Below are 11,938 nucleotides of genomic sequence, written 5' to 3'. Positions count from 1 at the left end.
GAAACAAGAAGCTAGAATCAGGAATCAAGAGTTGATTCTTGTATTCTATCACTTGGATTTAATCTTAATAAAGCCAGGCCTCGCAAATTGGGGTTTCTATCTTGATTCTTGCATCTTGGCTCTTGACTCTAAATAAAATGGTTACTATAACAGATAAGGCAAAAAGCAAAATTGATCACCTGATGCAGGATGCCGGGATGGATACATCTTATTTTTTGAGGGTATCGGTGCAGGGAGGAGGCTGCTCTGGTTTATCATATAATCTGGATTTTGATAACGAAGAAAAAAAGGGCGACCAGTTTTTTGAAGATAAAGGGATACGCATGGCACTGGATATGAAATCGTTTTTATACCTGGCCGGCACAGAGCTTGATTTTACCGATGGTTTAAACGGTAAGGGTTTCAATTTTCATAATCCGAATGCAACGCGTACCTGTGGTTGCGGCGAGAGTTTCTCGGTATAAGGCCAATCAGCTTTCTAAAATATTAAAGGTTCATAGTTATGCTATGAGCCTTTTTTTGTTTTTATAATTTATCGTAAAAATTCTAAAAATGTTCTTACATTAATTTATTATAGCACAAAAACGCGGTCGAAGATTTTTTAAAAATCTTTTATGGAATAAATGCTTTTCTGCATCATCTGCCAAAACAAAACCAAGATGAAAAACTTATCTCTCACCATTACTCTGCTCGCATTAAGCTACTTTACCTTTGCGCAGGAAGCACCCAAAACAACTATCTCAGTTATCGGGCTGTCCCAAAAAACATTTTATCCTAATGCCTACAAGGTTACCTTTTTACTGCAGGAAGAAATAAGATCTGAAAGTGCAAAAACAATGGATAAAACCTGGTTAGATACCATTAGGCATACTTTTTTTGAAAATGTTAAAGCCTATGGTTTAAAAGAAAGTGACTTTTTAACCATCAGAAAATCAAGTACGCCTTCCAATGGTTATGGCGGACGTAATGCCAGCCCTTTATATAACATTGTTTATCAGCTCAGAAATATTAAATCTGACCTGGCACAAAAACTGGTGGACGATTTACGCACCCCAGGCTTAAAAGGCATTGTGGCCAAGCCCCAATATGGCACTATTTTAAAACCCGTTGTTGATAGTTTGTATTCGGCAGCGTTAGCCGATGCTCATATCAATGCGTTTAGTATGGCCAAACAACTAAATAAAACGGTGGGACAGCCGTTAAATGTGGGCACCGGCTATAATACCCTGCACGATTTTAATACCGAGTTTGACGCCAACGATTATTATAGCCTTTCCAAATTTGAAATAACCCTTATTGATAGCAAGCCCTTTCCGGTAACGGTAACTATAACTTACGAACTTAAGTAGCGCACCGTTATGAAAAAGCTATACATTGCAGCCATAACAGTTATTTTATTTAACTGCGCTTTTACATCAAACAAAGCCTTAACCCCAGCACACTTGGCAAACGACACCTTAAAAGTTAGCCTAAAAGTTAAACATGCCAATGATACTCTAAAGGCTGATAACATAACTGCCCAAGTAGAATTTACCAATGTTTCGGCGGCAGGCATCAGGTTGCCAGGTATTTTTAAAGATGCCAATACCTACCTATCGGTAACATCAGGTAACGATAGGATTGTAACTCCAATTAAATTGGCGATGGTTGATTATAGCGACGAAAGTCCATCAAAATACATTACCCTTGCGCCGCGTAAATCATTTAAGCACACTATCAATATAAGTGATATTTTAAAAAGTAAAAACGTGCCTTTGGCAGGCGGCACATACAAGCTTGAGGTATGCTATATTAATAACAAGGGGGCTGATTGCATTAAAGGCACTTATTACAGCAATGCGGTAACATTTATAGTTGCGCAAACCCCGTTAACGGTAACATTAATTGTAACAAAACAAGCCCCGCAAAAGCAGGTTGCTGTAAGTAATGTGGTAACTTTTACTGCCGTTAAGGATACCTTGCATGTAAAGCCCTTTAAACCGTCTACAAAATCAACAAACCGTACAGGCACATTTACCGATAAACGCGACGGCCAAACTTATACATGGGTAAAAATAGGTAAACACACATGGATGTCGCAAAATTTAAATTACAAATCAAAGGTTGGTGTTTCCTATTATTATAATAACGACAGTACTAATACCCTCAAATATGGGGTTTATTATAGCTATGCCGCCTTACACGATGCCGCACCCAAAGGATGGCATGTACCAACAGATGCCGAATGGCAAGATTTAGAAATTGAAGGCGGCATACCTGCCACCGAGGTTACTAAAATGGGTTGGAACGGCGATGATATATCGGCATTTTTAGTGGGTGGCTCAACTGGTTTTAATGTGTTGTATGCCGGCCGGGGCAATAATACCGCACCAGGCCATGTAAACGAACGTGCCTATTTTTGGACCACCCGCGAACCGGGCGAGCCTTTATACATCTTCCGGCGCATTTTTATAAAAAGCTATAACCGGGTAATGCGTGCTACGCAAGGTATTGCCTTTAACCTTAATTTACGCTGCGTTAAAGATGAATAAAACACTAACAAACACTTTTGGTTATATAGATATGAGCAATAAAACTTTAATAATTTTAGCCAGTGCCCGCCGGGAAAGTAACACCGAAAAATTTGTGAAAGAAATTTATGGGGATAACAATTATCAGCTTATTAACCCCTAACTCCGCATAATTACCCCGTCTATTTTGAAAAATATAGTGGAACAACGCTTGATTGTTCCTTTTTTTGTTTATTTTGGGCTACCTAATTAGGTTGTCTATGTCGTTACCTTCCTGGATTCAAAAATTTAAAGAGCCAAAAACAGAGATCAGGCTTATCAAGGGTACATTTTACAAGTACGCTGTTGAGTATCGTTATAATTCTGAAAAAAAGCGGACGGATAAAATAACCCTGGAACTTCTTGGTAAAATCACCGAGAAGGAGGGCTTTGTCCCGTCGGATAAAAAACTAATAAAAGATAAAGGCAACAGCCTGCCGGTAGTAGATATCAAAACATACGGATTGTATAATCTCTTTACGTCTTTGCTTGCTGAGGATCTTCCCAGTTTACTTACACTCTTCCCAGAGCCTGTTAGTCAAACATTATTGACAGTAGCAATGATGCGTTTTGCTTATCAGCACCCAATAAAGCGTATGCCGTTTCAACATGCACATGACTACTGTTCTCTGAACTGGGTCACAAAAGGTCTTGATGACAAAGCAATTACAGCTGCATTGAAATATGTAGGAGAAAACAGAGAACTATTGCTGGGCTGGATGAAAGGCAGATTAGGGGTAAGGGAAGCTATGCAGGATAAATTTGTAATGATTGATTCTACGCACATACCATCCCTTTCAGAACATCTTTCAGTCAACGCAATGGGTTATAATCCACAGCATAGCTATGATCCACAAATACGCCTGATGTACATTTTTTCTGCACAAATGCAACAACCGGTGTATTATAGACTTATCAATGGGAATATTACTGACGTTACATCGATGAAGATATGTGTAGACGAACTAAATATCAAAGATGTGGTTTTCATTGCCGACAAGGGATTTTACAGCAAGAAAAACGTCGCTGACCTCAAAACTGCCTCCATTCATTTCATTATCCCACTATACAGAAATAATAATCTCATAGATTATGAACCGCTACAGCAAGCCAATTTTAAAAAAGGTATAAAGAATTATTTCACCTATCAGAAGAGGGTGGTCTGGTATTATGAATATGAAAAAGAAGGACTGATGCTAACTACTTACCTTGACGAGCGCCTTAGAGTAGAAGAAGAAGCTGATTTCCTTACCCGTACTCAAACACATCCTGATAAGTATAAAGAAGTTGATTTCTTTGAACGGGTTGACCGTTTTGGAACACTTACACTCACGAATCACCTGCCTGAAGCGGTGTCCGCACAAATGTTATATGAAACCTACAAACAGCGCAATGAAATAGAAGTCATGTTTGACGCCTACAAGCACTTCCTGCTTGCAGACAAAACCTACATGCAGAACCGATATGTGCTGGAAGGATGGTTAATGGCAAATTTTATAGCCATGATCGCATACTACAGGTTGTATACACGACTAAAAACAGCAAACAAACTTTCAAAATATGCACCAAAGGACATAGTAGAAATATCAAAAAGCATCTACCAAACTAAAATCCGAAACACCTGGGTAAGATCCGAAATAACAAAAAAGACAAAAGACCTCTTTAAATCTATTGACATAGACTACCTAAATTAGCGGAGTTAGGGTTTAACCTGCTTGACTATCATATACAGCCCTACAATTACACGGGCCAATACTCAACCGACGATGGTTTTATTAATGTGGTGAACGCCATGCAGCAATACGACGATTATGTATTTGCGACCCCGGTTTATTGGTACAGCATGAGCGGCCTGATGAAAACCTTTTTTGACAGGCTTACCGACTTAACTGCCGAACACAAAAAATTAGGCAAGGGCCTAAAGGGAAAATCGGCATCGGTAATTGCCGTTGGTACCGATTTATTGTTGCCTAACGGTTTTGATGCGCCATTTATGCTAACCGCTCAATATTTTGAGATGATATTTAAGGGTAGTGTGTATAAAGTTTTTACCGAATAACCAATATCGGGGCAAAACTACTGCTTCACAATTAAATCTTCTTTTGCGGCCCACAAACCAATATCTTGCTTGGTGAGTGCCGCTGCCATTAAATCCGGAAATTTATCGGGCGTACAAGCAAAAACAGGCACACCTAAATCGGCCAAAAATTGCGCATTACGATGATCGTAAGACGGTGCCCCATCGTCACTCAGTGCCAATAAAACTACCAATTGCACACCGGCGGCAACCAATTCGGCAGCGCGGCGGCGCATTTGGTTAACATCGCCACCTTCGTACAAATCGGTTATCAACACCAGTACGGTATCGGCAGGTTTACTAACTATTTGCTGGCAGTAGGTTAGGGCGGCATTAATATCGGTACCACCTCCAAGTTGTACGCCAAATAGTAATTCTACAGGGTCGGTAAGTTCTTCTGTTAAATCGGCTACGGCGGTATCAAATACCACCATTTTAGTTTTTATTGCTGGTATGGATGCCATTACACTACCAAATATACCCGAGTATACCACAGAAGAACCCATCGAGCCACTCTGATCTAAACAGAGAATAACATCTTTTAGCGACGACCGCCTGCGCCCATACCCCACTCTGCTTTCCGGAATAATGGTTTGATATTGAGGTTGGTAGTGTTTAAGGTTTTTTAATATAGTGGCGCCCCAGTTAATTTCATTATGCCGGGGCCTTGTATTCCTGATGCTTTTGTTAAGGCTGCCTGTAATGGCCTGCCGTGTAGGTTCGGCCAGTTTTTTTACCAATTCGTCAACCACCTTACGCACTACCTGCCTGGCGGTATCTTTGGTTTTATCGGGGATAACGCGGCTCAGGGTCATTAAGGTAGCCACCAAATGAACATCGGGTTCAACGTTTTCGAGCATTTCTTTCTCAAAAAGCATTTGCGTTAAATTCAACCGCTTTAACGCATCCTGTTGCATTACCTGTACCACGCTCGCCGGAAAAAATGTACGGATATCGCCCAGCCATCTGCTCACATTTGGCGACGATGCTCCCAGGCCACCGCTCTTATCGCTATCATACAAGGCTTCAAGGGTGCGGTCAACCTTTAAGTCGGCATCGTTTAAATCAAACTGAGTTCCTTCTTGCTTGTGGCCGCCTAATATTAAACGCCATTTGCGCAAATGCTGTGGTTCAATTTCCATTTGGTTAGCTTTTTTTAGTGGTTAAACCCAATAGTTCCATTATTACAGGTAAACCTTGTTTAGCACGTTCGGTATCAAAGTTTGTAATTGCGGTGGTGTGTTGCTGCGCCCCGCTTCCGCCGGTGCGTACCTTTTCGCCAAGTTTACGGCGTTCCGGGTCAGAAAAATTGGCAAACGTACGGCGCATTAATGGCAGTACCTGTATAAAGGTATCATCGCTTAAACCTGCAACCCAGTTATCAATCACTTGCCATAGGCCCTCGTCGAGCAATAATAATGTACCGCTGCCCTTTAAAAAACCCTCTAACCAGGCCGCCGAAATAACAGGCGCCGTTGCTGCCGACATGGCATAGCCAAAGTGTTGCATTAACTCATCGCCAGTTAACAACTTGCCATCGTTAAGTAAGCGTGTGCTATACCCGCCAATTACCGGCGATGTATTTTTATTAACAGCAATTATCCCAAGGGTTTGGTGCCAGCCCGCAGTGGTATCGGCTTCGTTTAGCAGGTTAATGCCATCGTTCAACTTATAAAACAAGCCGAGTAATTGCTGCGCTGCATCATCATCAATAGCTACGCATGCATTGGGCAAGCTAATGCATATGCGGGTAATAACGCTGCCTATAATACTTAATACCACCGCCGAATCAGTTTTGCGCACATTGCCATAACGCGCAACGGTAATTAAGCCCGGCACTATCTGCATCAGTTCAATTACGTCGGCTGATGCGGCGGCTAAATTATTTAATCTATAAATCAATACCTCAATGGCGTCGGGCAGTTCTGCCGGAATGCTTTTTTCAAGCAAATCGCTAATTATTTTTAAGTCCGTAGCTTCGTTAGCCTGGTTTAATACACTATTTGTTGCGGCTTCGCTAACGGTATTCCCTAAATTACCACGCTCAATAATTTCCACCGAATAACCGGGATCCCATTGCAGGCGCCATTGCTCTTTAAAAGTACCTTTACCTGTCACATATTGCTGTCGCCCCCATTGTATACCCAACAAAGTAAGCCTGCGCAAAAAAACACTGCGTTCCAAATCGGTGTCTTTACGCAAATCGAGTGTGTAATCTTTAAAATCAGCAGTAGCTGGTAACCTCAGTTTCTTTTGGAGTTTTTCAATATCCAGTTGTAAAGGTGGTTTGGGTATTTCCGCCGGTACCTCTCCTATCTCGTGGCCAACAATCAACTCATCGTGTACCAATTTTAACAAAATACTTTCGCCGTTGCACAACACACTCAGGGTAGCCTCATTCAATTCTTCCAGGCCCGCCTTCGGCAAGCCACGTAGCGATGCAAGGGATTCTGCCAAACGCACGGCCTCTATAATATGCGCAACCGATGTATCCATTTGCTGTTTGCGAAACAGTTGCGCAACATGTGCCATCCACAATGTACCATCATCGTGAGGGTGTTGCCAAACATGATTATACCAACCCGGCGAATTGATACCCGCGCCGTAGCCACTGTAAAAGCTTAAGCGGTTAAACGTCCAGGGTATCCAGGTGCACTCTGTTTTTACTTTAGGCAAGCCTTTTAGTAATTCGTTATCATCCTTTTGCGAAACTTTATTTTGCAGGGCCGGTACATGCCAGGCACCGCAAATAACTGCAATGGTATGAAACATTTCTTTTTCGGCCTGCCTTATTGAGCGGCGCATAAAAGCTTCGCGCAACAGCTCCAGTTTTTTGTTTTTTTGTGGGATGCTTTCGCGAAGTGCCTGCATAGCTTCGGCTACGGCATCAAAAACCTCGTGGTTATCTAAGCGATATTCAAAGGTATGCTCCCACCATTTTTCGTCGTCGGCGAAACCGGCGGCATCCGATAAATAACTTATCGGGTTTTTATTGACTTGCAACTCCTCAAACGTTTGTGCTTCGAGGCTAATGTGGTCGGATGTTGGTTCTGTTGCCTGCTCTTTGTGTTCGCGCTGTTCTTTTTCTATCAGCATTTGGTTGCCTGCCGGCAGATCCATAAAACGCACATGGATATTTTGCTTACGGGCATAAAGTATGGCCTGCCATTCGGGCGAAAAATCGGCGAAGGGATAAAACACCGAGCGCTGTGGATCGTCTGGCTGATAACACAGCAAGGCCACGGGCGGTTTTAAACCCCGGTGGCCAACCCATTGCAGCATACCATCAGCTTCTGGCGGACCCTCAACCAGTACAATATCCGGCTTAACCGATTCCAGAAATGCTTTTACATTCCGTGCCGAACCGGGGCCATGATGGCGTATGCCTAATATATTTATTGCCATATGCTGATGCCTGGTTTATTATAAATCGCGGCAGGCGCGGTAAATATCACTCCAATCGCTGCGTGTTTTTACTACGGTTTCCAGGTATTCCTGCCAAACCAATTTATCCTGTACAGGGTCTTTTATTACCGAGCCAATAATACTTGCCGCCACATCCGCCGCTTTCAATTGCCCATCGCCAAAATAAGCGGCCATAGATAAGCCGCTGTTCACTACCGAAATTGCTTCGGCGGTACTTAATGTACCTGTTGGTATTTTAATTTTGGTTTTACCATCCAGCGTTACACCGCTGCGTAGTTCGCGAAAAATGGTTACTATCCTGCGTATTTCCTGCAATGCAGGCGGTTCGGCAGGCAATTCCATTACTTTTTCAAAGCTCTCAACGCGGCGGCGCACAATATCAATTTCTTCTTCGATAGAATCGGGCAAAGGCAGTATCACCGTATTAAAACGGCGCTTTAACGCGCTCGATAATTCGTTTACACCTTTATCGCGATTGTTTGCAGTAGCAATTACGTTGAAGCCCTTTATAGCCTGCACTTCCATATTTAACTCCGGCACGGGCAATGTTTTTTCGGAAAGGATAGTTATCAAAGTATCCTGCACGTCGGCACCTATACGGGTAAGCTCTTCCAGCCTTACTATTTTGCCATCTTTCATGGCCCGCATTACGGGTGTTTCTACCAACGCACCGGCAGATGGGCCTTCGGCTATTAGCCGTGCATAGTTCCATCCGTAACGTACCGACTCTTCGCTTGTACCGGCTGTGCCCTGGATAATAAGCGTAGAATCGCCGCTAACACCTGCGGCCAAATGCTCGCTTACCCAACTCTTAGCGGTTCCGGGTAAACCGTATAATAACAAGGCGCGGTCGGTAGTTAGGGTTGCAACGGCTATCTCCATTAAGCGGCGGTTGCCAATGTACTTTGGCGATACTTCGAAACCGTTTTTGAGCTTGCCACCAATTAAATAGGTAACCACCGACTGCGGCGACAATACCCAGTTTGCCGGGCGCTTGTCTGTATCCTGCTTTTTAAGTTCTTCCAGTTCGTGTGCAAACAATTGCTCTGCATGCTGACGTAGTAGCTGTGACATGTTAAGGTTTTTATGCGTTAAAAGCTTTAAGCACTAGTTGCTTTAGGCCCAGTAATTTAATTAAATGTTCTCTTACCTTTTCCCAGGTATTTTGCAGATTGGCATCTTTGGTATCAATTCTTTCAAGTTGCGGGATAATGCCTGCCGGGATAAGTTTAATATGCTTGTTAAAAAATGCGCGGTTATATTCGTAGGGGTAATTGGCCATTTGGCGTAACACCGTTAATGCAAAATTTGGCTGCCACTCCTGGTTTAACCTAACGGCATAATACAATATGTTTTGCGCATCGCTGTTTAAAAAACGAGTAAGGTATTTTTCCTGTTCAGCAGGTTCCATCAGTCCCAAAAAATCAATATAAAAACCCGGTTGATCCAGAAAATAGGGAACCCACTCTTTTTGTTTAAACCGCGACACCGCCAAGCCTAAAGCCGAAACTTTATCATTACCATATTTTTCAAAATACTCAACCACTTGCGCAGGCGAAGCTTCAAACTGCGTTTCCCAAAAAGAAGGCGGCACGGCGCTAATGAGCTGATGCAAAATATAACCCTCATCGGTTAGTGCCGACTTTGGCCCGGCTAACTTTTCTATCCCCGATTTAAAAATATGCTCGTCAACAGTTGCAGGGAGTTTTTGCTGAATGGAAACTTTGGTCATCATCCCCAACAAAGCTTTTTCTTTTTTCAGAACGACGGACTCCCGCAATAAATCCTGATATTGATTAACGATAGACGACCCGGGAATTTGTTTAAGTAAGGCCAAAGCCTCATCTTTTACTTTTTGCCCCTTTTCGGTTAATAAACCTTCCAGCCATTCCAAATCGGTAGTGCCAACATTAAATCGCAGTGCTTTAAGCAAATCAACCTTACTTGCTGCTGTTTCCTGCGCCCAGGTTTGTTGCAACCATTCGTGGGCCAGTTGGGCATCTGTTTCTCTTAACTTTTTAAGCACCTCAACCCTTTCTTCGGGCTTACCGGTTTGCCAAACTTCCTCGGGCGGTTGTATTGTAAAATACTGCCACGCCGGGTTAAGCTGGCTTAGCCATAGTGCCCTGTTACCACCGCAAGCAATAACAAGCGGGCGCAAGGCAACGTCTTTTTGGGCCAAATCTAAAAGTAGCGGTAAAAAGTCGGGTAAAAATAATTGTCCGCTTTTATTGCATTTACTTAGCCAAAGCTCCAATAAGGCCGCGTTATCTTCGTTAAAAACATCTTTTAAAACGCTTGTTGCTGCGTTGCTGCAATAGGGTTTTATTTCGGGCTGCGCAGTTGTTACCGGCAAATCGCTTTGCCGCAATGGCTCAAAGCCCGATTGGCGGTAATTATAAATAACCAAAGCTTTTTGCAAAAACTTAGCCTCTTTATCTAAAAGCTCAACACCATCAATAATGGTGGTAATTTCGGCTACTTCATCCGGTAATTCGGCATTTGCAGGCATCGGTTTATCGGTGCCCAGCATAGCGGTATTAATCACATATTCCCAGGCTTTCATCAAACAGTTTTATAATTATTTTGATGCCAAACTCCCATCGGCCTATACTCGTTTTCTTTGCCCAAAACCGTCATGGTTAAGGCCTCGCCGCCACTTAAAGCCACCAGTTGCCAAATATTTTTATACTGAGGGGCTATGCGGCACAAATATCCCTGCCCATCTTGCAGCCACCATTGCTTTTGGTATTGCACAGGTTTTAAGGATGCTACCATAATTGGCGTTTGGTTTAAAAAAGGTAGTTTACTATTGAGCACCGTTTGGTGTGCGGCAACTTGCTGCCAACCTTCAAAGCTTTGTATTTGGGGTGTTGTAACAAATTGGTTAATGGTATAGTTTTTTACAATAGCCCTATAGGGCACAGCCGAAGGAAAATAACTTAGCTCGGCATCTAAATACATACCCGCACTCCATGATAGTTGTGCAACCTGCCCGCGCACAATAAATTGTAAAACCAAAGCATATTGGTTGCTTTTTAAGCCATAAAGCCAATTTTGTTCAACAGTTATTTGCTGCTCATCGCGGCTTTCTTTACCTATTACAAGCCAGGTATCGGTAACGCCGTTTTGCTTTTTAAGTTCGTCCTGGTTAATTGTAAAACCAATGGCCGACCGTACATCCTGCTGCAAAGCAGGATTGATACCGGGCAAATGCTGATAACTCTCGGCAACCAAATATAACTGCAATAACTTATCCATAAAGCTGCTTTGCCAGCCTTCGTTCCAAAAATTTGTTGCCCCAAGGCTTTTAACCATTGCTGCCAAACCGGATGCCTGGGCATCAACCATGCGGCGTGCCATGTTATCCCAATAAGCCGGGCCCTTTTCGGGAACGGTTAAAATACCGTTACGTACAATATCTTTTATCCAAACCACCAACTCGCTAATGCCGGCACTCACCTTTTGCTCACGCGATTGCTGGCGCCTCGCCTGTGCATTTTCGTCAATTGGTTTTTCGGCTTTTTCGGTTTTCTTTTCTTCCTTATCGCTTCGCTTACTTATCCAGTCGTTAACCCAGGCGGGCATATCTGCGCTGCTAAACAAACCCGGCTGCCGGGCACATAACAGCAACAAGCCAAGCCCATGTTTACATGGAAATTTACGGCTTGGGCACGAACATTTAAAAGCTATAGCAGCTAAATCAACCTGGGTTTGATAGGGTTTACTACCACTCCCCTGACATTCGCCCCAAAGTGCATGGCTGCTGATGCCTTTAGTAACCCATTTGGCGGGTGCTGCCAAATCGCGCCCCGCTTTTTTTGAAGCTTCATCGGGAGCAAGGGCATATATTTGGTCTTCGGTTAGCTGCAAAACAATGTTATTA

The 11,938-nt window shown here is 43.1% G+C and carries 11 protein-coding genes; 6 read left to right on the top strand and 5 right to left on the bottom strand.

Going from position 1 to position 11,938, the window contains the following annotated elements; translation table 11 throughout:
* Positions 1–137 precede the first annotated feature (137 nt).
* The 6 genes from BDD43_RS15935 to BDD43_RS15915 all read left to right on the top strand — a co-directional run bounded on the left by BDD43_RS15935 (position 138) and on the right by BDD43_RS15915 (position 4,608).
* Entirely contained in the window at positions 138–464 is a 327-nt protein-coding gene (locus BDD43_RS15935) for a HesB/IscA family protein (RefSeq protein ID WP_121198604.1), read from the top strand.
* A 195-nt stretch (positions 465–659) separates the two neighbouring features.
* Positions 660–1,349 (top strand): SIMPL domain-containing protein, encoded by a 690-nt coding sequence (locus BDD43_RS15930; protein ID WP_162847085.1) that lies wholly within the window; start codon positions 660–662, stop codon positions 1,347–1,349.
* 9 nt (positions 1,350–1,358) lie between these two features.
* Entirely contained in the window at positions 1,359–2,531 is a 1,173-nt protein-coding gene (locus tag BDD43_RS15925; RefSeq protein ID WP_121198602.1) for an FISUMP domain-containing protein, read from the top strand.
* Positions 2,524–2,673, top strand: coding sequence for a hypothetical protein (locus BDD43_RS30085; protein ID WP_162847084.1), 150 nt, complete (start codon positions 2,524–2,526; stop codon positions 2,671–2,673). The genes BDD43_RS15925 and BDD43_RS30085 overlap by 8 nt, the downstream gene beginning before the upstream one ends.
* Positions 2,674–2,770: 97 nt before the next feature.
* Positions 2,771–4,243 (top strand): transposase, encoded by a 1,473-nt coding sequence (locus BDD43_RS15920; RefSeq protein WP_121195838.1) that lies wholly within the window; start codon positions 2,771–2,773, stop codon positions 4,241–4,243.
* A gap of 17 nt (positions 4,244–4,260) precedes the next feature.
* Entirely contained in the window at positions 4,261–4,608 is a 348-nt protein-coding gene (locus BDD43_RS15915; RefSeq protein WP_121198601.1) for a flavodoxin family protein, read from the top strand.
* A gap of 17 nt (positions 4,609–4,625) precedes the next feature.
* Here the strand turns inward: BDD43_RS15915 and BDD43_RS15910 are convergent, their stop codons facing one another.
* Genes BDD43_RS15910 through BDD43_RS15890 form a run of 5 tightly spaced genes read right to left on the bottom strand, consistent with a single transcriptional unit; the run spans position 4,626 to position 11,925 of the window.
* A complete protein-coding gene (locus tag BDD43_RS15910; RefSeq protein WP_121198600.1) occupies positions 4,626–5,768 on the bottom strand; it encodes a VWA domain-containing protein in 1,143 nt (380 codons plus the stop codon).
* 4 nt (positions 5,769–5,772) lie between these two features.
* The gene (locus BDD43_RS15905) at positions 5,773–8,031 is read right to left on the bottom strand and encodes a DUF5682 family protein (protein WP_121198599.1); all 2,259 of its coding nucleotides are present in this window, start codon (positions 8,029–8,031) and stop codon (positions 5,773–5,775) included.
* Positions 8,032–8,049: 18 nt separating this feature from the next.
* On the bottom strand, positions 8,050–9,126 hold the full coding sequence (locus tag BDD43_RS15900; RefSeq protein WP_121198598.1) for an ATP-binding protein: 1,077 nt from the start codon (positions 9,124–9,126) through the stop codon (positions 8,050–8,052).
* Between the two features lie 10 nt (positions 9,127–9,136).
* Positions 9,137–10,618: a DUF5691 domain-containing protein gene (locus BDD43_RS15895; protein WP_121198597.1), complete on the bottom strand. Its 1,482-nt coding sequence runs from the start codon at positions 10,616–10,618 to the stop codon at positions 9,137–9,139.
* A complete protein-coding gene (locus BDD43_RS15890; RefSeq protein ID WP_121198596.1) occupies positions 10,618–11,925 on the bottom strand; it encodes an SWIM zinc finger family protein in 1,308 nt (435 codons plus the stop codon). The genes BDD43_RS15895 and BDD43_RS15890 overlap by 1 nt, the downstream gene beginning before the upstream one ends.
* Positions 11,926–11,938 lie beyond the last annotated feature (13 nt).

Origin of the sequence: Mucilaginibacter gracilis, from assembly GCF_003633615.1 — a bacterium.
In the GTDB taxonomy this organism is placed as follows: domain Bacteria; phylum Bacteroidota; class Bacteroidia; order Sphingobacteriales; family Sphingobacteriaceae; genus Mucilaginibacter; species Mucilaginibacter gracilis.
The sequence above is the reverse complement of the archived record's forward strand: the minus strand, read 5'-3'. Positions and strand labels throughout refer to the sequence as shown.

Coding starts and splice junctions, on each gene's coding strand:
- BDD43_RS15935 (WP_121198604.1), top strand. CDS start 138: ATGGTTACTATAACAGATAAGGCAAAAAGCAAAATTGATCACCTGATG.
- BDD43_RS15930 (WP_162847085.1), top strand. CDS start 660: ATGAAAAACTTATCTCTCACCATTACTCTGCTCGCATTAAGCTACTTT.
- BDD43_RS15925 (WP_121198602.1), top strand. CDS start 1,359: ATGAAAAAGCTATACATTGCAGCCATAACAGTTATTTTATTTAACTGC.
- BDD43_RS30085 (WP_162847084.1), top strand. CDS start 2,524: ATGAATAAAACACTAACAAACACTTTTGGTTATATAGATATGAGCAAT.
- BDD43_RS15920 (WP_121195838.1), top strand. CDS start 2,771: ATGTCGTTACCTTCCTGGATTCAAAAATTTAAAGAGCCAAAAACAGAG.
- BDD43_RS15910 (WP_121198600.1), bottom strand. CDS start 5,768: ATGGAAATTGAACCACAGCATTTGCGCAAATGGCGTTTAATATTAGGC.
- BDD43_RS15905 (WP_121198599.1), bottom strand. CDS start 8,031: ATGGCAATAAATATATTAGGCATACGCCATCATGGCCCCGGTTCGGCA.
- BDD43_RS15900 (WP_121198598.1), bottom strand. CDS start 9,126: ATGTCACAGCTACTACGTCAGCATGCAGAGCAATTGTTTGCACACGAA.
- BDD43_RS15895 (WP_121198597.1), bottom strand. CDS start 10,618: ATGAAAGCCTGGGAATATGTGATTAATACCGCTATGCTGGGCACCGAT.